The organism is Bradyrhizobium sp. MI1.10 (genome assembly GCF_055811035.1).
Genome location: NZ_JBVVPN010000025.1, coordinates 86561 through 107933, shown reverse-complemented (window position 1 = coordinate 107933; position 21373 = coordinate 86561). Strand labels below are relative to the sequence as shown.

General features: G+C 64.0%; 23 protein-coding genes. All 23 read left to right on the top strand.

The annotated features are described in order from the left end of the window. Positions 1 to 28 precede the first annotated feature (28 nt). The 23 genes from AC0L3K_RS25280 (at position 29) to AC0L3K_RS25170 (ending at position 21356) form a co-directional block, all read left to right on the top strand. Positions 29 to 787 (top strand): MotE family protein, encoded by a 759-nt coding sequence (locus AC0L3K_RS25280; RefSeq protein WP_007595880.1) that lies wholly within the window; start codon positions 29 to 31, stop codon positions 785 to 787. After that, a complete protein-coding gene (flgH, locus tag AC0L3K_RS25275; protein ID WP_219681280.1) occupies positions 788 to 1483 on the top strand; it encodes a flagellar basal body L-ring protein FlgH in 696 nt (231 codons plus the stop codon). Positions 1484 to 1525: 42 nt separating this feature from the next. Then, positions 1526 to 1969: a flagellar basal body-associated FliL family protein gene (locus tag AC0L3K_RS25270; protein ID WP_007595878.1), complete on the top strand. Its 444-nt coding sequence runs from the start codon at positions 1526 to 1528 to the stop codon at positions 1967 to 1969. Further along, positions 1966 to 2706: a flagellar type III secretion system pore protein FliP gene (fliP, locus tag AC0L3K_RS25265; RefSeq protein ID WP_473367084.1), complete on the top strand. Its 741-nt coding sequence runs from the start codon at positions 1966 to 1968 to the stop codon at positions 2704 to 2706. The genes AC0L3K_RS25270 and fliP overlap by 4 nt, the downstream gene beginning before the upstream one ends. Before the next feature lie 264 nt (positions 2707 to 2970). Next, a complete protein-coding gene (locus AC0L3K_RS25260; RefSeq protein ID WP_007595876.1) occupies positions 2971 to 3879 on the top strand; it encodes a flagellin N-terminal helical domain-containing protein in 909 nt (302 codons plus the stop codon). A gap of 267 nt (positions 3880 to 4146) precedes the next feature. Continuing rightward, positions 4147 to 5058 (top strand): flagellin N-terminal helical domain-containing protein, encoded by a 912-nt coding sequence (locus AC0L3K_RS25255; protein ID WP_007595875.1) that lies wholly within the window; start codon positions 4147 to 4149, stop codon positions 5056 to 5058. 304 nt (positions 5059 to 5362) lie between these two features. Then, positions 5363 to 6994, top strand: coding sequence for a flagellar basal-body MS-ring/collar protein FliF (gene fliF, locus AC0L3K_RS25250; protein WP_007595874.1), 1632 nt, complete (start codon positions 5363 to 5365; stop codon positions 6992 to 6994). After that, a complete protein-coding gene (locus AC0L3K_RS25245; RefSeq protein WP_219681279.1) occupies positions 6991 to 7686 on the top strand; it encodes a hypothetical protein in 696 nt (231 codons plus the stop codon). Before fliF ends, AC0L3K_RS25245 begins: the two co-directional genes overlap by 4 nt. Positions 7687 to 7692: 6 nt before the next feature. Further along, positions 7693 to 9042, top strand: a complete 1350-nt coding sequence (locus AC0L3K_RS25240) for a MotB family protein (RefSeq protein WP_219681277.1) — start codon at positions 7693 to 7695, stop codon at positions 9040 to 9042. Next, positions 9039 to 10241, top strand: a complete 1203-nt coding sequence (locus AC0L3K_RS25235; RefSeq protein WP_473254997.1) for a chemotaxis protein — start codon at positions 9039 to 9041, stop codon at positions 10239 to 10241. The genes AC0L3K_RS25240 and AC0L3K_RS25235 overlap by 4 nt, the downstream gene beginning before the upstream one ends. Beyond that, the gene (gene fliK, locus AC0L3K_RS25230; protein WP_473254999.1) at positions 10238 to 11569 is read left to right on the top strand and encodes a flagellar hook-length control protein FliK; all 1332 of its coding nucleotides are present in this window, start codon (positions 10238 to 10240) and stop codon (positions 11567 to 11569) included. The genes AC0L3K_RS25235 and fliK overlap by 4 nt, the downstream gene beginning before the upstream one ends. Continuing rightward, complete coding sequence (locus AC0L3K_RS25225) at positions 11520 to 12101, top strand: transglycosylase SLT domain-containing protein (protein ID WP_219681273.1); 582 nt, start codon at positions 11520 to 11522, stop codon at positions 12099 to 12101. The genes fliK and AC0L3K_RS25225 overlap by 50 nt, the downstream gene beginning before the upstream one ends. Before the next feature lie 95 nt (positions 12102 to 12196). Further along, on the top strand, positions 12197 to 13444 hold the full coding sequence (locus tag AC0L3K_RS25220) for a flagellar hook protein FlgE (protein WP_354201319.1): 1248 nt from the start codon (positions 12197 to 12199) through the stop codon (positions 13442 to 13444). Positions 13445 to 13478: 34 nt separating this feature from the next. Continuing rightward, positions 13479 to 14957 carry a flagellar hook-associated protein FlgK gene (gene flgK, locus AC0L3K_RS25215; RefSeq protein ID WP_473367083.1) on the top strand — a complete coding sequence of 493 codons (1479 nt, stop codon included), beginning with the start codon at positions 13479 to 13481 and terminating at the stop codon, positions 14955 to 14957. 3 nt (positions 14958 to 14960) lie between these two features. Continuing rightward, complete coding sequence (locus AC0L3K_RS25210; RefSeq protein WP_473367082.1) at positions 14961 to 16007, top strand: flagellar hook-associated family protein; 1047 nt, start codon at positions 14961 to 14963, stop codon at positions 16005 to 16007. A gap of 67 nt (positions 16008 to 16074) precedes the next feature. Continuing rightward, complete coding sequence (flaF, locus tag AC0L3K_RS25205) at positions 16075 to 16419, top strand: flagellar biosynthesis regulator FlaF (RefSeq protein WP_007595854.1); 345 nt, start codon at positions 16075 to 16077, stop codon at positions 16417 to 16419. After that, positions 16419 to 16829: a flagellar biosynthesis repressor FlbT gene (flbT, locus tag AC0L3K_RS25200; protein WP_007595853.1), complete on the top strand. Its 411-nt coding sequence runs from the start codon at positions 16419 to 16421 to the stop codon at positions 16827 to 16829. Before flaF ends, flbT begins: the two co-directional genes overlap by 1 nt. 12 nt (positions 16830 to 16841) lie before the next feature. Further along, the gene (gene flgD, locus AC0L3K_RS25195; protein ID WP_007595852.1) at positions 16842 to 17264 is read left to right on the top strand and encodes a flagellar hook assembly protein FlgD; all 423 of its coding nucleotides are present in this window, start codon (positions 16842 to 16844) and stop codon (positions 17262 to 17264) included. Further along, positions 17261 to 17527, top strand: coding sequence for a flagellar biosynthesis protein FliQ (gene fliQ, locus AC0L3K_RS25190; protein WP_473367081.1), 267 nt, complete (start codon positions 17261 to 17263; stop codon positions 17525 to 17527). Before flgD ends, fliQ begins: the two co-directional genes overlap by 4 nt. A gap of 97 nt (positions 17528 to 17624) precedes the next feature. Then, the gene (gene flhA, locus AC0L3K_RS25185; protein ID WP_007595850.1) at positions 17625 to 19706 is read left to right on the top strand and encodes a flagellar biosynthesis protein FlhA; all 2082 of its coding nucleotides are present in this window, start codon (positions 17625 to 17627) and stop codon (positions 19704 to 19706) included. Continuing rightward, complete coding sequence (gene fliR, locus AC0L3K_RS25180) at positions 19703 to 20455, top strand: flagellar biosynthesis protein FliR (protein WP_219681265.1); 753 nt, start codon at positions 19703 to 19705, stop codon at positions 20453 to 20455. The genes flhA and fliR overlap by 4 nt, the downstream gene beginning before the upstream one ends. Positions 20456 to 20460: 5 nt before the next feature. After that, positions 20461 to 20880 carry a hypothetical protein gene (locus AC0L3K_RS25175; RefSeq protein ID WP_473255004.1) on the top strand — a complete coding sequence of 140 codons (420 nt, stop codon included), beginning with the start codon at positions 20461 to 20463 and terminating at the stop codon, positions 20878 to 20880. Beyond that, positions 20877 to 21356, top strand: coding sequence for a rod-binding protein (locus AC0L3K_RS25170; RefSeq protein WP_219681263.1), 480 nt, complete (start codon positions 20877 to 20879; stop codon positions 21354 to 21356). The genes AC0L3K_RS25175 and AC0L3K_RS25170 overlap by 4 nt, the downstream gene beginning before the upstream one ends. Positions 21357 to 21373 lie beyond the last annotated feature (17 nt).

Genomic DNA, 21373 nt, shown 5'->3' with positions numbered 1-21373 from the left:
CTCTCGACCGAGAATCGTACGCGGGCCGATGTTGAAGCTGGATCATAAAGCCAAACTCCTCCTCCTGGTCGCGGCCTCCGCGCTCGCGAGCGCTTCGCCCGTCCTGGCGCTGGATGAGGCCAAGCCGTCGAAGCCGCTCAACCTGCTGTCCTTCGCACGCGCCCGCGCGCCTGGCCCGCAGAAGCCGATCTCGTCGATCCCGAGCGACAATGCATCGATGCGAGCGACGGCGTGGGCAGCCGAAGATTCGGGACCCGCGACCACGGGTGCCGTGCCGGCCTCCGAGAAGCCCGCGCCGGCAGCCACAGCCGCGCCGCGACCGGCCAAGCCCGGCAGCGTCACGGCACCGCCGAAGCCGGTGCCGCCCCCGGCCGCTGCAACCGCGGACAACGAAGTCGCCCTGTTCTGCAGCAATGTCGCCGACCCCGCCGTCGATGCAAGGCTGGCCTGGCAGCTCAAGGAGCTGGAGAAGGCCGAGAACCAGCTGCGCGAGCGGATCGCCGAGGTCGAGGCCAAGCGCGCGGAATATGAGAAGTGGATGGCATTGCGCGACGACTTCCTGAAGAAGGCCGAAGCGAGCGTCGTCGAGATCTACTCGCGCATGAAGCCGGATGCCGCCGCAACCCAGATCGCCGGAATGGCAGACGAGACGGCTGCGGCCGTGCTCGCAAAGCTCAGCCCGAGGAGCTCGAGCGCAATCTTCAACGAGATGGAGACGGGGCGCGCGGCGCACCTCGCCGATCTGCTCGGCGGAATGCGTCGCGTGGATGACGGAAAGACCAAATAGATGAAGAACCTGATCCTCATCCTGTCGCTGTTCTCGCTTGCCGGATGCGTCACTGATCCGGCCGAGGTCCTGACTGGCCCGCGATTGTCGCCGGTCGGGAGCGGGCTGAGGACGCAGGCCGATCCGATTCCCGTGACGCCCCGTATGCACTCGCCCGTCAGCTATCGCTCGACCTGGGACGATGGCACCGACCTCTACCGCGATCCCCGCGCCCGGCGCGTTGGCGACGTCGTGACGGTGATCATCTCGATGCAGGACAAGGCCAAGCTGGACAACAAGACCGGCCGCTCGCGAGATTCGCAGATCAAGTTCGGGCTCGACTGGCTGATGGACGTTGCGGGATGGCAAGACAAGGGCTCGACGAGCGCCAACCTCAACACCAACACCCAGATCAAGGGCAACGGCCAGATCGACCGCACAGAGGATATCAAGCTGTCGATCGCGGCCATCGTCACCGACGTGCTGCCGAACGGCAATATGATGATCAGCGGCTCGCAGGAATTCAAGGTCAACACGGAAATGCGCGTGCTCAACGTCGGCGGCATCGTGCGTCCACGTGATATCTCGAGAACCAACACGATCTCCTACGAGAAGATCGCCGAGGCACGCGTGGCCTATGGCGGTCGCGGAAATCTCTCTGACGTGCAGCAGCCTGGATGGGGACACCGGATCTATGACGCCGTGGCACCGTTCTGAGATGCGCGACCGTCGGGCCGCGTCGCGGGGGCAGGGGACGTCATGCGCCTGATTGCAGCCATCCTGGTGTTGACCCTGATCGCGATCGGTGCGGGCGCGCTTGCCGGCCTGCATCTGTTTGCGGCCGCCGAGCGCGTCGCCGATGCGAAGAAAACCGCCACGCCGCCGCCTCTTGCCTCGAGCTACGCCGGCAGCGCGCGGCTCAGGAAGCTGTCCCCGATCGTGACCAATCTTGGCGCGCCGGCCAACAACTGGGCCCGCATCGAAGCCTCCATGGTGACCGAGAGCATGAGCGACGAGGATGCCGGCATCCTGGCGGCCCATGTCAGCGAGGACATCGTCACCTATCTGCGGTCGGCGACGGTGGCGCAGTTCGAGGGATCGCGCGGGCTTCAGCACCTGCGCGACGACCTGACCGAACGCGCCAATATCCGCTCCTCGGGCAAGATCCGCGAATTGATCATTGAGACGTTGGTGATTCAGTGAAACTGAGAGTCCTGCTGCTTGCGTTGCTCCTGGTCGTGCTGCCCGAAGTGGCACTGGCCCAGATTCCGGACCTCAATTCGCTGCTGCCGCCGGCAAACGGCTCGACCAGCGGCCGGATCATCCAGCTGATGGCGGTGATCACGGTGCTGTCCGTGGCGCCGGGACTGCTCATCATGGTGACGAGCTTCACGCGATTTGCGGTGGCGCTGTCGTTCCTGCGGGCCGGTCTCGGCCTCCAGACCACGCCGGCAAATCTGGTGCTGATCAGCCTCGCGCTGTTCATGACCTTCTACGTGATGGCGCCGACCTTCGACCGCGCCTGGGAAACCGGCATCCAGCCGCTGATGAAGAACGAGATATCGGAGGAAGAGGCCTATCTGAAGATCACCGATCCGTTCCGCGAATTCATGCTGGCCCATGTTCGCGACAAGGATCTGCAGACGTTCGAATCGCTGGCCGCGGAGAGCTTCCGCAGGAAGTTCGACGACAAGCGCGTCGACATGCGCGTCATCATTCCGGCCTTCATGATTTCCGAGCTCAGGCGCTCGTTCGAAATCGGATTCCTCATTATCCTGCCGTTCCTCGTCATCGACATGATCGTGGCGACGCTGACCATGTCGATGGGCATGATGATGATGCCGCCGACGATCCTCGCACTTCCGTTCAAGATGCTGTTCTTCGTGCTGATCGACGGCTGGAACCTGCTCGCCTCCGGGCTGGTGCGGTCGTTCTCGTAGCGGCAACGAGCGCCAGAGGGATGGTTATGGTTAGCGAGAAGTACCGCCCTATGGTTAGCAATAGGTACTGTTAACCATCTGATTTTACAGCGTAATTCAAGCCGATCTTAATCTGCGCGCAAGATTCGGCGTGTTAGCAATGCGGCACGGCGGGTTGGACCCCACCCATATCAGTCCAAAGGCATGATGCCGCCCCTCCGTACCGGTGAAAGCCCGGTATGTCCCCTCGTGAAAATGTAACGCGTACATAAAGGGACATTCGCAATGTCAAGCCTGCTTACGAACTCGACCGCCATGACCGCACTCCAGACCTTGCGGTCTGTGAGCTCGCAGCTCTCCACCACGCAGACCCGCATCTCCACCGGCCAGCGCGTCTCGACCGCCTCGGACAACGCTGCCTATTGGTCGATCGCGACGTCTATGCGCGCCGACAACGCCGCGCTCTCGGCGGTCTCCGACTCGCTTGGTCTGTCGGCCGCGACCGTCGACACCGAATATACCGCTCTGACCACGGTCATCGGCGACAAGGACTCCGGGCTGACCAAGCTCCAGTCCCTGCTGGTCGAAGCCAAGACCGCCGGTATCGACCGCAGCAAGATCCAGGCCGACGTCACCCAGATCCAGCAGCAGATGAAGGCGACAGCCAGTGCGGCGACCTTCAACGGCATCAACTGGCTGAGCACGACCGCCACGACGCCGACGACCTTCAGCCTCGTGTCATCGTATTCGCGTATCGGCGGCACGCCCACCATCGGCTCCATCACCGTGACGACCGCCAACTACTCGCTCTACACCTCGGCGCAGGGCGGCATTCTGGACACGGCTGGTTCGACCGCTCCGTCGATCGACACGATGAGCATCTCCGCACTGACCGACTCGGCAGCTGACCAGACCACGCTCGATGGCTACATCGCGCAGGTCACCGCTGGCATCAACTCGGTTGCCTCGGCCGCCGCCAATCTCGGTGCCGTCAAGAACCGCCTCTCGACCAACACGGACTTCGTGAAGTCGCTGATGGACTCGGTGGACCGCGGTATCGGCCAGCTCGTCGACGCCGACATGAACCAGGAGTCCACCCGGCTGTCGGCCCTCCAGGTCCAGCAGCAGCTTGGCGTGCAGGCGCTCTCGATCGCCAATAACAGCAGCCAGAGCATCCTGTCGCTGTTCCGCTAAACCTCGGACCAGCCGGGGAGGGCCGCGCTTCTCGCGAAGCGCGGCCCTTTCGCTTGGCCGTGACGTCGCGCGCCGTAATTTCGGCTGCCCTGTTGCGGTCAAGACACAGGGCCACAAGCCCCGCACAAGCTTCGCGGGCTATCGTCGCCGTTACGACAGGTTGGGCCTTGACGCTTTTGCGCAGCCCAAAGGCATGACGCCGCCCTGCCGTACCGGTGCAAGTCCGGTATGTCCCCAACTCAATCCAATCTCCAAAGGGACATCAAAATGGGTTCTAGCCTCCTCACCAACTCGTCTGCAATGACCGCGCTGCAGACCCTTCGCAACGTCAGCTCGCAGCTCGCGACGACGCAGAACCGGATCTCAACCGGTATGCGTGTTTCGACCGCCTCAGACAACGCCGCCTATTGGTCGATCGCGACGTCGATGCGCTCCGACAACGCCGCGCTTTCCGCGGTTTCCGACTCGCTCGGTCTGTCGGCTGCGACCGTCGACACCGAATATACTGCTCTGACCTCGGTCATCGGCGACAAGGACTCCGGCCTGACCAAGCTCCAGGCGCTGCTGGTCGAAGCCAAGACCGCTGGTATCGACCGCACCAAGATCCAGGCTGACATCACCCAGATCCAGCAGGATATGAAGCTCAAGGCCAACTCGGCGACCTTCAACGGCATCAACTGGCTGAGCACGACCGCCACGACGCCGACGACCTTCAACCTGGTGTCGTCGTACTCGCGCGTCGGCGGTACGCCCACCATCGGCTCCATCACCGTGACGACCGCCAACTACTCGCTCTACACCTCGGCGCAGGGCGGCATTCTGGACACGGCCGGTTCGACCTCTCCGTCGATCGACACGATGAGCATCTCCGTGCTGACCGACTCGGCAGCTGACCAGACCACGCTCGACGGCTACATCGCGCAGGTCACCGCCGGCATCAACTCGGTGGCCTCGGCCGCCGCCAATCTCGGTGCCGTCAAGAACCGCCTCGCGACCAACACTGAGTTCGTCAAGACCCTGATGGACTCCGTGGACCGCGGTGTCGGCCAGCTCGTCGACGCCGACATGAACGCGGAATCGACCCGGCTTCAGGCGCTCCAGACCCAGCAGCAGCTCGGCGTTCAGGCGCTCTCGATCGCGAACCAGAACAGCCAGAGCATCCTGTCGCTGTTCCGCTAGGCCGCGGCTTCGAAAACGACCGTGCTCCTCAGGGAGCACGGTCTCCGCCATGAACGGCGGATCTGACGGCACACGACGTGCTCACATCGACCTCCTGACGCCACCTTCCAGGCAACACGCCGTCGCCGATCGCACCGCGATGCGACCGGCCGTCCGCTTGTTGCCGACGCGCGCGATTGCGTCACTCAGTCTCTTGTAAAATTGCAACGCCTCGCCTGCGAACCGACACATTCGTGGTCTCGCGCAACCTTCAGACAAGGTTGGCAGCAGAGTGTCCTCTACGTTCGCATTGGTATGAGGTCACATGCTGTTCAGTCGTGCGCAGATACAGCAACTGCTCAACAATCTGCTGGAGCTTGGGCCGCGACGCCTGATGGCCTTGGGATTGATCGGTTTCGCCGTTCTCGTCACCGTCGTGGGCGGCGCCTATTATCTGAGCCGGCCTGAATTCGAAACGCTCTATACGGGCCTTTCCCGCGAAGACGTGACGCGCATGGGTGCCGCGCTGCGCGAGCAAAACATTACCTTCGACGTCAACACCGCCGGCGACGCGGTCTCGGTGCGTCCGAGCCAGACCATGCAAGCGCGGATGCTGCTCGCCGAGAAGGGGCTGCCGACCAGCGCAAATTCCGGCTACGAGCTGTTCGACAAGATCGGGTCGCTGGGTTTGACCTCGTTCATGCAGGAGGTCACCAAGCTCCGGGCGCTGGAAGGCGAAATCGCCCGCACGGTGCAGTTGATGAAGGGCGTGAAGGCGGCGCGGGTGCATATCGTGATGCCGGTGCGGGGGTCGTTCCGCGCGACGCAGCAGCCGCCTTCGGCATCGGTCGTGCTGCGCACCGACGGCGCGATCGAGGCACGCACGGCGCAGTCGATCCGTCATCTCGTCGCGGCGGCCATTCCGGGCATGACTCGCGACAAGGTCACGGTGCTGGACGCCGACGGTTCGATGCTGCTTGCCGAAGAGGACGAGGCGACTGCTGCTCCGACCAAGATGGCGAGCCTGCAGAAGACGGTCGGCGGGATGGTGCAGGAGAACATCCGCAAGGCGCTGACGCCGTATCTTGGCCTCGACAATTTCGAAGTGAGCGTTGCATCGCAGCTCTCCACCGACAAGCGGCAGATCAACGAAACCGTCTACGATCCCGAAAGCCGCGCCGAGCGCTCGGTCCGGAATGTCCGCGAGAACGAGAAGTCACAGAACGCGGATCGTTCGCAGCCGACCACGGTGCAGCAGAATCTTCCCGACCAGCAGGTGAACGCCGGCGGCACCAAGAATTCCAGCGAGGACAAGACTCGCCGCGAGGACGTCACCAATTTCGAGGTCTCGTCGAAGACCACGACGACGGTGAGCGACGGCTATTCGGTGAAGAAGCTGTTCATTGCCGTGCTGGTGAACCGCGGACGGCTCATTGCCGACCTCGGCGACAAGAGCAACCAGGCCATCGTCGACAGCAAGCTCGCCGAGATCAGCCAACTCGCGGCCACGGCCGGCGGGCTGGACAAGGCGCGCGGCGACCAGATCCAGGTGACGGCCGTCGATTTCATCGAAGGCTCGCGCGAACTGGCGCCGGTGCCGCCCATCAGCTTCGTCGAGATGATCAACAAGCAGCTCGGCAGCGTCATCAACGCGGTCACGATCCTGGCCGTCGCTTCGATGCTGGTGTGGTTCGGACTTCGTCCTGCAGTCAACGGCATTTTGACCCATCGTGCGGCGCAGGAGCAGACCGAGGCCGCGGAAGCTGCCCAGCTCGAGGCGGCCGCCGGCGCCCTTGCATTGGCAGACAGCGAGGAGAGCGAGCTCAACCTGGTCGAAGACCTCGAAGGCAAGATGCAACGAACGCCGCAGAAGCGGTTGGAGCAGATCGTCCGTCTCGATCAGATGCAGGCGGCAGCGATCCTTAAAGACTGGATGCGACGCGAGGAGGCGGCATGAACGCGGCAATCGGAAAGCTCCTGACGCAGTTCGACGCGAACGGGCGGGTCAAATCGCCTCCGCCTCCACCGCCGCCCAAAATCCAGGATGTGCTGACGAGGCCGAAGGAAGCCCGGCGCGAGCCTCAGCCGCAGCCCCAGACCCATTCGCAGCCGCAGCTTCAGTCGCCGCCTCCGGCGCCGAAGGCGGAAGCCCCGGCGGCCAATCTCCTGGATGATGCCTTTCGGCGCGGGCATGCGGCCGGCGTCGCGGAGGGCGAGTCCAGGATCGCCGAGGAAAGAGTTCGCAGCGCGATCCGGCTCGGCGAAGAGCGGGCCAAGTGGTCCGACCAGCAGGCGGTGGCGGTCGTCAGCGGCTTCGAGACGGCTTGCCGCGAAATCGAGACCAACATCGCGAGCTCCGTTGCGCGGATATTGCTGCCGTTCCTCGCCGATGCGGTCCGCGACAAGGCGATCGGGTCGCTGGTCGAGCAGATTGCGGCGCTGACCGGCAATTCGCCGGTGCCGGTCTTCAAGGTCACCGGCCCGAGCGAACTGCTCGACCTGGTGAGGACGCAGCTCGGGACGGCGCGGCGAACCGGCATCGAGTATGAGGCCGCCGATACTTTCGAGGTTCGCGTCGTGGCCGACCAGACCGTGATCGAGACGCAGATCACAGCCTGGAGCGAGCGCCTGAAAGAGGCGCGCCGGTAGTCCGTCATGAATGAGGTCAAGTCAGAACTCGTCATCATCCGCCGGCGGAGCGCCTTCGACGACGAGAAACCGCACGGCGGCGTCTGGAAGATCGCCTATGCGGACTTCATGACAGCGATGATGGCGTTCTTCCTGGTGATGTGGCTGATCAATGCACTCAACCAGGATCAGAAGCAGGTGGTCGCGAGCTATTTCAATCCGATCAAGCTCGCGGAGAACGCACCTGCCCCGAAGGGACTCAAGGATCTCTCCAAGAAGGAGCCGTCGTCGTTCGACGGCCAGGACGGCAGGCGCCAGCCGGGAGGACCGAGCGAGGAACGTCGCGGTGACTCTCCGACGGCCGAGAAGCCGCCCTTCTACGAGGAGAAGGTCCTGTTCCGCGATCCCTATACGACGCTCGCCGAGATCGCCAGCAGTGCGAACCAGGCCTCGGGCCAGCGGCGCGCCGGCGCCCTGACGTCCGCCGAAGAGGATGGCCTCAAGGGAGGCGACGCCTACCGAGATCCGTTCGATCCCGGCTATTGGAAGCTTGCGCCGCAGGCGACCAAGGATGCCGATCGCATCATCGAGGGCGAACCCAAGCCCAAGCCAGAGCCCGAGTTCAAGTCGAATGCGTCCACGCGCGACACTGCGTCCGGGACAGGCCAGGGCGAGCCGCAGGCACGCCGAGCCAGGCAGGACGATGCCGGCGGAAGCGTGGCTCCGAACGGCGACGCGTCGTCCGGAAGCCTGTCGCCTCTGCTGCCGCCGGGGCCCGCGTCGTCGCTGTTCTCACGCGAAGGGAGCGCGCAGCCGGGTGCCCAAGCTGGTAATCAAGCCAATGCCGCCGCGCAGCCGCGTCCCAACGATGCGACGAAGGAATCCGAGCCGCGCGACGCGGTTCAGGCCCAGCAATTAACGGTCAAACAGCTTCAGTCGGCGATCGCGGATGCGCTGTCGGACGTCAAGGCCGGCGCGGGACCGGTGGCCGAGGTGCGTCAGGTCGAGGAAGGCCTGCTGATCAGCCTAACCGACGATGCGAACTTCGGCATGTTCGCGGTCGGCTCGGCTGAGCCGCGGCCCGAACTCATCCGTGTGATCGACAAAATCGGCCCGCTGCTGACAAAGCGTCCCGGCGTGATCATAGTCCGCGGCCACACCGACAATCGGCCGTACCGTTCGGAGACCTACGACAACTGGCGGCTGTCGACGGCCCGTGCGCAGATGGCCTATTACATGCTGGTCCGCTCCGGCGTCGATGCGCAGCGCATCGAGCATGTCGAGGGTTATGCCGATCGGCGGCCGAAGCTTCAAAACGATCCCGCGGCTGCGCAGAATCGCCGGATCGAGATCATGGTCCGGGAGAAGCGTCCTTGATCTGGCCTCTTCTCCGCGCCGCGCTGCTGATGCTGCTGCCGTTCACGGCGGCAGGCGCGTTCGCCGAGCCGGCACCGACGCCAGCCCCGGCGGCATCGACATCGAGCGAGCCGTATGAGCTCGTTCGGGCGTTGCAGACCGTGCAGGACGGCATCGCCAACGGCGATACCGCGGCGCACGGCAGCCACGGCGCATTGATCCGGCAGATCGGCGAAAAATTTCTCGCCGCCGATCCGGGCGTGTGGAGTAATTCGCAGAACGGCCAGGCCGCCGTCATCTATCTGCTCAGCGGCGGCGCACCGCAAATCATCCGCAAGCTGCCGCGAGACAAGCTGAACGTCGATGGACGGCTGTTCGATGGCGCGCTTGCCTATGTCGAGGGTCGTCAGGACGAAGCGCGCGAACTGCTCAAGGACGTCAAGCCGCGGACGATTCCGTCGGGCCTGGGCGGACAGCTCGCGCTGGTCCAGGGCGCGCTGTTCGCACGCGCCGAGGCATCGCTTGCAATCGAGCGTCTGGATGACGCGCGCCTGCTCTTGCCGGGCACATTGGTGGAGGAGGCAGCCCTGCGGCGAGAGATCTTGCTGGTCGGGCAAGCCGAGGATTTCGACAAGTTCGAGTTCCTGGCGCTGGCTTATATCCGGCACTACCACAACTCGGTCTATGCGGGGGACTTCTGGCAGCGTTTTTCCACGGGTCTGACGCAGTCGAGCCTCGCGCTCGACGAGCGTCGGTTTGCGCGGATCAGCACTTTGCTGGAGCAGATCGACCGCGCGAGCCGCCTCAAGCTCTATCTCGTGATCGCGCGCACCGCGATGGTGCGCGGAGGGCTGGCCGTGACCCGGCTTGCCGGCGAACGCGCGCTGGCACTCAGCGCCGATGCCTCGGCGGAGCGCGAGCGGGCGCATTTGTTTCGCGGCGTGTCGCGGGCGCTCACCGACGAATATGACGGCGGTTTCGCCGAGTTGAAGGCGCTCGACCGGTCGAAGCTGCCGGAGCGCGACATTCCCTTTCTCAATGCAACGGTGCAGCTCGCACTCGACGTTCGCAAGCCGTTCGCTGGCGGATCCGCCGCCGCAGCCGACAAGCCTCCGGTCACGCCGGCGCGTCTCGACCTCGCGTCGTCGACCGCAACGCTTGCTCGCGCGCAGAAGCAGCTCGGCGAGCTCGAACTCCTCACCAGGGATCGCCGTCCATGACGAAGCTCAGTGGAACCTCCGGACAGGTCTTTTCGGGTCTCGCCGAAAGCCTCAACATGCGGGGCACATCGCGCTCCGGCAAGAGCGCCGGGGCGAAAGCGCCGGCGGACTCGTCCTTCAACGATCTGCTGCACACCGTCTCGAATCTCGCGAAGCGGGCGCTCAACGACGGGGGCAGCGACACGGCCGTCAAAGCCGGAACGCTGCGGACGCGCCTGGCGCACCAGAGCGGGAAGGACAACGCGAGCGACGAGGAAGAGCCCGGATCCAGCGAGAATCTCACCGAGAAATCTTCCGACAAAAAGGTCGACAAACCCTCCGGGAAACATGGACTTCTCGATCATACCGAGCACACCGACGTCCAGGGCCGATCGAGCATTGCCGGGATCATCGGGCAGGAGAGCGTCGCCGGGCCGCAGGTCGTGATGCCGCAGATGCAAGCACCGGCCGGCGACAAGAAGGGTGCGTCCGGGCGCGACGAGCGGTCTGCCACGACGAAGCGCGACGTTCAGGCCATGGGCACGTCGAAGGCGACAGCCGAGCTCCCATCTCCGGTGGCTCCAGCCGCCGCGCATTCGCAGGCCGCGACTTCGCACGCCGGAGTTACCGACCAGGCGTCATCGCCGGAAAGCAGTGTGCCGCCGACGGCAACGGCACCCGGCTTCGAGGCCATCGCGGCCAATGTCGAGCGTGCCGCCAAGGCTTCGGCGCGGGATGCATTGCCCGGAACGACCAAGGTCACCGTGGTTCAGCAGGAGACCCATCTGCCGCCGGCGCAGTTCAACGCTCCGCAGCAGGTTGCCAACGCTGTCGTCGCCGAGCTGAAAGAAGCTCCGGCACCGACGGCGTCCGCAGCTCCAGATCTTACCACGTCCCAAGCCAATGCGCCGGATCAGCCGCTCAAGATCCTGACCATCAATCTCGAGCCGGCCGCGCTCGGCAATGTCACCGTGCGCCTTCGTCTCGTCGGCAACGAAGTGTCCGTCCACCTCGCCGCCGAGCGCAAGGACACGAGCCAGATGCTGGACCAGCAGCGCGATTCGATCCGCGACCTGATGCAGTCGGCGGGCTACGTCGCCGATGTTGCACCCGTCCAGCACGGCTCGCTGGATGGTTTCCAGAGCGGCTCCGGCCAGTCGCAGCCGCAGCTTTCGGGCCAGCAACAGCCCTCGTCGCAGTCGCAAGGCACGTTCGACGGTACCAGTAATTCGTCGGGACAAGCGGACGGCGGCGCGAAGCAGGCCCGACAGGAGCGCCAGTCCAACCAGGAGACGCGTCATGACCAAGACGTGGCGCCGCAGACTCGTCGCGGCCCTGTTTATCTGTAACGCCGGCGCTGCGGCTGCAGCAACCGACAATTCGCGCCCGTGCGAGCGCGAGATGGCGCGTGCGTCCCAGCAGCACGGAATCCCGCTCGGCATTCTCTACGCGGTCGGCTTGACCGAGACCGGGCGGCGCGGCGCACTTTATCCTTACGCGCTCGGCGCCGAAGGACAGACCGTATTCGCCAAGGACATGAACGACGCGATCGCTAACTTTGAAGCCATGCGAGCCAAGGGGATCAAGCTGATCGACCTCGGCTGCATGCAGATCAACCATTACTATCACGGCGACAAGTTCGCCTCGGTGCGGGCGATGTTCGATCCCGCAGGGAATGTCGACTACGCCGCGCGCTTCCTGAAGGAGTTGAAGCAGCGCGAGGGCAGCTGGACCATGGCTGTCGCCCGCTACAATGCAGGCCCCAACAACCAGCCGGCACAGAAGCGCTACGTCTGCCACATCGTCGCGCATCTCGTATCGAGCGGCTTCGGCGCGTGGACCGACAAGGCGCGCTCGTTCTGTCAGCCGAAGACGACCTGAAGGGCCGACACCAAGTTGTGCATTGGCCTCCATCATCAGCCCCGCGCAAGCAACAGCCTCCATTGTAACTGCAACCTACCAAAGGAGCCTAATTCATGAGCCTGTATGGTGTTATGCGCACCGGCGTTTCCGGGATGAGCGCGCAGTCCAACAAGCTGTCGACGGTTTCGGACAACATCGCGAACGTCAACACCACCGGCTACAAGCGGGCTTCGACCGAGTTTTCCTCGCTGATCCTGAAGAGCGGCTCGGGCAATTACGATTCCGGCGCGGTCGAGACCACGGTGCGTTACGCGATCTCCGATGCCGGCAATTACCAGTTCACGACCTCGGCGACGGATCTCGCGGTTCAAGGCAACGGCTTCTTCGTGGTGCAGGATCCGAACGGCAACAACTTCCTGACGCGCGCCGGTGCGTTCGTGCCCGACAGCACGGGCAATCTCGTCAACGCCGCCGGCTTCCAGCTGATGGGCTACAACATCCAGAACGGAGCCGTGCCCAATACTGTCGCCAACGGTTTCGGCAACCTGCAGGTCGTCAACGTCAACCAGATGGCGCTCCAGGCGTCGGCTTCGACCAAAGCGACGGTGGCTGCCAACCTGGATCCCAGTGCTGCGGTCGTCGCGTTTCCGGCCACGCCTGCAGGTCCGGGCAACTATACGTCGAAGACGTCAATGGTGACTTACGACAACATCGGCAACCCGATAACTCTCAACGTCTATGCGGCAAAGACAGCGGCCGATACATGGGATATCGAGGTTTACGATCCGACGGGAGCTATGATTTCGACGCCGGGTCCTGCTACGACTTTCACTTTCGACGTCACAGCCGTCGGCAAGGGTGCGCTCGCTGCGGCGAGTACAAAAACGATGCCTCTGACCGTCCCCAGCGGTTCGACGAGTTTCCCTCTCACGATCGACCTCTCGGCGATGACCCAGGTCGCTTCCAGCTTCGACTTCAAGGCCACGGTCGACGGCAACGCTCCGTCCGCGGTGGACAAGGTGAACATCGACAGCAAGGGCGTGGTCACCGCCGTCCTCAAGAACGGCACCACGCTGCCGAGCTTTCAGATCGCGCTCGCGACCGTTCCGAGCCCGGACCATCTGACGCCCGAAGTCGGCAACGTCTATTCGCCGAACCTGGATTCTGGAAACGTGCAGGTCGATGTGTCTGGCAAGAGCGGGCTCGGCACGATCCAGTCCGGTGCTCTGGAAGATTCCAACGTCGATCTCGCGGACGAGTTGACCTCGATGATCGAGGCGCAGCGAGGTTTCACCGCGAATTCGAAATCATTCCAGACCGGCGCCGATCTGCTGGACGTCGTCGTCAACCTGAAGCGCTGAGTCTCTCAGCGCTCGTTCCCGGCAAGAGCAGATCATGAACCTTACCGCCGCTCTCGAATCCGCCCGCTCCTCGCTGATGGCGTCGGGCATCCAGTCGTCGGTCATTTCGCGCAACATAGCCGGTGCCAGCTCCACCGGCTATTCGCGCAAGATTGCCGTGCTGGACAACCTCCCGGGAACCGGCGTCTACGTGGCGGCGATCCAGCGCGCCGCGAGCTCGGGTCTCTACACCAACGTGCTGACCGCAACCTCGACGTCGGCCAAGCAGAGCGCGATCCTTGACGGTCTCCAGAAGATCGCGTCTGCCACGGTGGACGATCCGGAACTCGACCAGTCGCCGACGGCGCAGCTCAATGCGCTGAAGAAGGCGCTCCAGCAATATGCCAACGCCCCGGACAACACCACGCTGGCGCAGGCGGCGGTGACGTCCGCCAAGGACATGGCGATCGCGCTCAACCAGGCGACCCGGACCGTGCAGACGGTCCGTGAGGGCGCGGATGCCGACATGCAAACGTCGGTTCAAAACATCAATCGGTTGCTCTCCCAGTTCCAGACCGTGAATACCGCGATCGTGAAGGGTACGATCTCCGGCGACGACATCACGGACTACCTCGACCAGCGCGACAGCATCGTCTCGCAGATGTCGCAGGAGGTCGGGGTCTCGATGTCGCTCCGTCCCAACGGCGACGCGGCGCTCTATACCGACAGCGGCGTCGTGCTGTTCGACAAGACGGCGCGAACGGTGAGCTTTGCGCCGACGAACGCCTATACGGCCGGCACCACCGGCAATGCCGTCTATATCGACGGTGTTCCGGTGACCGGCGCCAATTCCGTGATGCCGCTCAAGTCCGGCAAGCTTGCTGGCTTGGCGCAGCTGCGCGACAATGACACGGTTACTTACCAGAGCCAGCTCGACGAAATCGCGCGCGGCCTGGTCGACGCCTTCAAGGAAAGTGACCAGTCGGCTGTTCCGACGCTGCCCGATGTCCCCGGTCTCTTCACCTACCCCAGCGCGCCGGCGATGCCGGCGAGCGCCACCGTCTTGGTGGGCCTCGCTGGTACCATTTCGGTCGCTGCATCGGTCGATCCGGCCCGGGGCGGCAATCCCAATCTGCTGCGCGACGGCGCGATCAGCGGCAACGTCGCGTACCAATACAATACCGCCGGCAACGGCGGCTACTCGGCCCGGCTGCAGCAGCTCATCGGCGCCATGGATGCGTCGCAGCCGTTCGATGCGACCACGCAAGGCAAGCCGAGCGGCAGTTTGATCGACTTCGCGTCGTCGTCGACGAGCTGGATCGAAAACCAGCGCAAGACCGCGGACTCCAACGTCACCTACCAGAAAACGCTGCTCGACCGCAGCACCGCGGCGCTGTCGAACGTCAGCGGCGTCAACATGGATGACGAGATGTCGTTGATGCTTCAGGTCGAGCGCACCTATTCGGCCTCGTCGAAGATCATCTCGACCGTCGACGAAATGTTGCAGAGCCTGCTGGCTGCCGTGGGAAATTAAGCCATGATGAGCGCGAATTACATCTCGACCTTGATGCTGTCTTCGTCGTTGAGGTCCTCGATTACAAACAATCAGGCCGCGCTGGCCAAGGCTTCGAAGGAAGCCACCACCGGCCGCTTCGCCGATGTCGGCCTCGAGCTTGGTGCCACGACGGGAGGCGACGTCACCCTGCGGGCGGATTTGAGCTTCGCCGATCAGCTCGTCGATACCAATGGGCTCGTCGCGGGGCGACTGGACATCACGCAGAGCCGGATCACCCAGCTTGGATCGACCGCGACGGACTTCCTCAAGGACCTGATCGCGGCGCGCAGTACCGACGGCGGCGGGCGCATCATCCTGCCACCTGCGTCCTCCAACCTCCAGGATCTGATTGGCGCGCTGAACGTCTCCTATAACGGCTCGTCACTCTTTGCGGGCATCAACACGCAGAACACGCCGATCACGGCCTACACCGCGGGCTCGGCCAGCAAGAACCAGGTCGACGCCGACTTTCTTGCGACCTTCGGCTTCTCGCAATCATCGCCCAGCGTGAGCAGCATTACCCCGGCCCAGATGCAGACCTTCCTCGACACCACCTTCGATGCGGAGTTCGCGAGCCCGGCCTGGAACACCAATTGGTCTTCGGCTACCGACCAGGTCATGCAAAGCCGTATCTCTACGACCGAGATTGCGGATACCTCCGTCAGCGCCAATCAGCCGGGCTTCCGCAAGCTCGCCGAGGCCTACACCATGATGGCGGATCTCGGGAACGCCAACCTGGACCAAGCGACGTTCCAGGTCGTCGTGGACAAGGCCATCGGCCTTGTCGGAAACGCCATCACGGACCTTGCGACCCTCGGCGGCGACATCGGCACGGTCCAGCAGCGGATCACCTCCGCAACCGACAAGCTCAAGACGCAGCAGGATATTCTGAACAATCAGATCGTCGGTATAGAGAAGGTCGATCCGACGGAAGCCTCGGTCAGGGTCAACACCTTGCAGACGCAGATCCAGACGGCGCTTGCGCTCACCTCGCAGCTCCAGAAGATCAGCCTCATCAACTATCTCTGAGTCCAGCTCCTTCGTAAGGCGCGTAACCCTTGTCTTGTTGTTCGGTCTCCTGCGCAGAGTTGTCCTGATGACGTTTGAAGCCTATGAATCGGTCGTCGACGAGAGTGGCTATGAGGCGCGGGGCCGCGAGCGGCAGGCGCTCAGCCTCGGCATCGACCGGCTCGAGCGGATCCAGTCGGACCGCTTCAGCCTCGAGGATCTGGTCGAGAGCCTGCTCTATGTGCGGCGGCTGTGGACGATCTTCATCGAGGATCTCGCGCATCCGGAAAACGGACTTCCGGAAAAGCTGCGCGCCGACATCATCTCGATCGGCCTGTGGGTGGTCAAGGAAGCCGACCGCCTTCGTGAAGAAAAGTCGAACGACGTTATCCAGCTCATCGAAATCAACCGCCTGATCCGAGACGCACTTTGATGAAGATATCCTTGCGTGCGGGCGAACGGGTCTACATCAACGGCGCGGTGCTGCGCGTGGACCGCAAGGTCTCCGTCGAGCTCGTCAACGACGTGATGTTCCTGCTCGAAGGGCAGATCATGCAGGCCTCCGACGCCACCACGGCGCTGCGGCAGCTCTATTTCATCGTCCAGCTCATGCTGATGAATCCGACCGACGTCCGCGATGCTTCGGCTCTCTACGCGCAGCATCACGCCGCCCTGCTCGCGGTGTGCGAGAGCCAGGAGATGCTGGTCGGGCTTGGCACGGTCGACGACCTGGTCGGAGCGACCCGTTACTTCGAGGCGCTCAAGCGGATCCGGGCACTGTTTCCAGTGGAGCAGGCCATCCTGGCCGGCGCCACGATCGATTCCCCATTCGAGGCTGCCTGACAGGAGAACTACATGAACGTCACCAGCGCGACCGATAGCACCAGCAAGTCGTCCAGTTCGACCAGCTCGACGACGCCGAAGTCGAGCACCGGCGTCGACTACAACACGTTTCTTCAGCTCCTCATCGCGGAGATGAAAAACCAGGATCCGACCAATCCGATGGATACCTCGCAATATATGAGCCAGTTTGCGCAGCTCTCGTCGGTCGAGCAGGCGATGCAGACCAATACCAAGCTCGACGCTCTGCTGTCTTCGCAGTCGCTGTCGCAGGCCGACGGGCTGATCGGAAAGACCGTCAGCTTCACGGACGCGACCGGAGCGAGCTTCAGCGGCAAGGTCGCTTCGATCTCCATCAACAGCGACGGCTCCGTCGCGACGCTCGAGAACGGCACGAAAGTCGCGATCGGCCCCGGTCTCACGATCAGCCAGTCATGAACGAACGGGATGCTCTCGACATCGTCCAGGCGGCGATCTGGACCATCATCGTCGCCTCCGGGCCTGCCGTCGGTGCCGCGATGCTGGTCGGCACCATCATCGCGCTGATCCAGGCGCTGACCCAGATCCAGGAGGTGACGCTGACCTTCGTTCCGAAGATCATCGTCATTCTCGTGGTCGTTGCCGTCTCCGGTTCCTTCATCGCAGCCCATCTCTCCACCTTCACCGAGATGGTCTATTCGCACATCGAGCACGGCTTCTGATCCGGACGGTCCCGGCCGCCTCTGCCGCCCCTGCCACCACCACCCCCGCGTAAGCTTTGCACGGCAGATTACGGGCCGGATCCTCTGCCGGTGACCCATGTCCGATACGTTAGCCGCTAGCCTGCCGACCCCGCGACGATTGGGCGCCGATGCCTTTTTCGCAGGCGGCATCGTGGCCATGCTCACGATCCTGTTCCTGCCCATACCGCCGATCCTGATCGATCTCGGCCTCGCGTTCTCGATCGCGCTCTCGGCACTGATCCTGATGGTCGCACTGTGGATCCAGCGGCCGCTTGATTTTTCTGCCTTCCCGACCGTGCTCCTGATCGCGACGATCCTGCGGCTTGCGCTCAACGTCGCAACGACCCGTCTCATCCTGTCGCGCGGCGGGGAGGGGGAAAACGCCGCGGGCCATGTCGTTGCCGGTTTCTCGAAGTTCGTCATGGGCGGCGACTTCGTCATCGGCCTGATCATTTTCGCGATTCTGGTCACGGTGAACTTCGTCGTGATCACCAAGGGCGCGACGCGTATCGCCGAAGTCGGCGCCCGTTTTACTCTGGATGCCATCCCCGGCAAGCAGATGGCGATCGACGCGGATCTGTCCGCGGGCCTGATCGACGACAAGGAAGCCCAGCGCCGGCGCCGCGAGCTGGAAGAGGAGAGCGCGTTCTTCGGCGCCATGGACGGTGCCTCGAAATTCGTTCGCGGCGACGCCGTCGCCGGTTTGATCATCACCGCGATCAACATTTTCGGCGGTATCATCATCGGCGTGACGCATCACGGGTTGACGCTGGCACGCGCCGCCGACGTCTACACCAAGCTGTCCGTGGGCGACGGTCTGGTAACGCAGATGCCGGCGCTGATCGTGTCGCTGTCGGCGGGCCTGCTCGTCTCGAAGGGCGGCACCCGGGGTTCGGCCGAGCAGGCCGTGTTGCGGCAGCTCGGCGGCTATCCGCGCGCGGTGTCGGCCGCCGCGTTGATGATGTTCGTGCTCGCCTTGATGCCGGGGCTGCCGACGGCGCCCTTCCTGCTGCTCGGCGGCGTCATGGCCTTCGTCGGGTATTCGCTGCCGAGGCGGCAGGCAGCCCTGAAGCAGAAGGAAGATGCGCGCAAGGCCGACGAACGCGCCCAGGTCGATGCCAAGGAATCCGTCAAGGAATCGCTCAAGACCGCGGAGATCGAGCTGGCGCTCGGCGGTCACCTCTCGGTGCATCTGCTGGGCTCGCGCAACGAACTGGCGCACCGCGTGGCCAAGATCCGCAAGAAGTTCGCCAAGCAGTACGGCTTCGTGGTTCCCGAGATCAAGCTCACCGACAATCTGTCGATCGATCCCAAGGGATACCAGATCCGGATCCACGACACTCGTGTCGCCCAGGGCGAGCTCCGGCTCGGCGAAGTGCTGGTGCTGGTCGACAAGGACGGCAAGCCCGACGTGCCCGGCGAAGAGGTGATCGAGCCGGCCTTCGGCATGAAGGCGCTGTGGGTGACGGACGCGTTCACCGACGAGGTCAAGCGTCAGGGCTGCAAGCCGGTCGACAATCTGTCGGTGCTGCTCACGCATCTGAGCGAAGTGATCAGGGCCAACCTCGCCCAGCTGCTGTCCTACAAGGACATGCGCGGCCTGCTCGACCGGCTCGATCCCGAATACAAGCGCCTGGTCGAGGATCTCTGCCCGTCGCAGATATCGTATTCGGGGCTGCTGGCGATTCTGAAGATCCTGCTGGCCGAGCGCGTGTCGATCCGCAACCTGCATCTGATCCTCGAAGCCATCGCCGAGATCGCGCCTCATGTGCGGCGCTCCGAGCAGGTGGCAGAGCATGTGCGTACGCGTCTTGCCCAGCAGATTTGCGGCGATCTCTCCGACAACGGCGTGCTCAACGTCGTCCGTCTCGGCAACCGCTGGGATCTCGCGTTCCACCAGAGCTTGAAGCGCGACGCCAAGGGCGACGTCGTCGAATTCGACGCCGATCCGCGCCTTATCGAGCAGTTCGCGACCGAAGCCAGCGCCGCGATCCGCAAGTTCACCGAGAACGGCACCAGCGTGGTGCTGGCCGTGACCCCGGAAGCGCGTCCCTACGTCCGGATGATCCTGGAGCGGGTCTTTCCGACACTGCCGATCCTGTCGCATGTCGAAGTCGCGCGCAGCACCGAAATCAGGGCCCTCGGAGCCATATCGTGATCAGCGGCCTCACCGACAGCGTGCTGGTGACGTTCATCGTGTTCTGCCGCATCGGTGCCTGCCTGATGCTGGTCCCCGGCTATTCCAGCGTCAATGTTCCGGCCCAGGTCCGCTTGTTCGTTGCGCTGGTGACGACGTTCGCACTGACGCCGATCCTGGCCGCCGTCCTGAAACCTCTCACGGACAACGCGGCGCCGCTGACGCTCGCGCTCCTGATCTGCTCCGAACTCGTGGTCGGTGCCGTCATCGGGCTCGGCGGTCGCGTGTTCTTTCTCGCACTCCAGACCATGGCCACCGTGATGGCCAGCGCGATCGGGCTGAGCAACATCCCGGGGACGCCGGTCGGCGACACCGATCCGGCGCCGGCCCTGGTGCCGCTGATCATGACGTCGGTCACGACGCTGTTCTTCATGACCGACCAGCACTGGCAGGTCCTGCGCGGGCTGATGAACTCCTACGACGTCTGGCATCCCGGCGACCGGCTCGGCGGCAGCATGCCGCTCGACCAGCTCGTCGGCCGGCTATCGGAGGCATTCGTGCTGACGCTGCGGATCGCCAGCCCTTTCATCGTCTATTCGGTCGTCGTCAACCTGGCGGTCGGCCTGATCAACAAGCTGACGCCGGCGATTCCGGTCTATTTCATCTCGGTGCCCTTCGTGCTGTTCGGCGGCTTCCTGCTGCTCTACCTCACCAGCGACGAGCTCCTGAGGCAATTCATGCTCGGCGTCTCATCGTGGCTGGCGGAGTAATCGCCATGACGTCGCGCGCGGACAAGCTCGGCCGGATGGTCTCGCTCGTGAAGCTCCAGCTCCGGTTGTCAGAGTGGCAGCTCGCGCAGCTGCGGCAGCAGGAGCGCAGCTTGCAGGACGTACAGGAATGGCTGGTCGGAACTCTCAACGAGGGGAAGCCGCCGGCGGGATCATCGAGCGAATCGATCGCGCGGCGCCTGACCAGAACCAGCGTCGGCGCGCGCGCGATTCAGGCCCAGGCCTCGCAGCAGCTCGACCAGGTTCGCGCGGAGAGCCGCCGTGTGAAGCAGTTCGAGCAGGTCGCGAAGGCGGCGCTCGCGGACAAGCTTCGCGACGTCGAGAAGCGATCGCTCGAGGAGATGACGGGAACAAGCCTCACCGTGCGCGAGTGGACGCCACGGCCAGCCAATCGGACCAAGACATGATCGTGACCGCGACACCCGACCTCGTTCTCGACGTCCTCGACGCCGCCGATCCCGTGACGCAGCGCGCGGCCACAGCGAAGCTCGACGCGCTCAAATCATCGGACACGGATTTCGCCGCCACGATGGATGCGGAGGTCGGCAAGGCCAAGGCGGCGGCTGCCGATCAATCCGCGACGAAGCTTTCGGAACCGCAGTCGGGTGCGGTGAACGGAGCGCCGGTGCAGGTGATCAAGGCGCCGGCATCCGGCGAGGTGTACCGCAAGTTCGAGGCCTTCATCCTCCAGACCTTCGTCGAGACGATGTTGCCGAAGGAGTCGGAGGAGGTCTTTGGAAAAGGCACGGCCGGCGGCGTCTGGAAGTCGATGCTGGCGGAGCAACTTGGTGCTCAGCTGGCAAAGGGCAAGGGCATTGGCATTGCCAAGCAGCTCGCCGCCGCGCATCCGGCGGGGCCGGATGCTACGGGCAAGGCCGGATGACGATCCGGGAATGGATG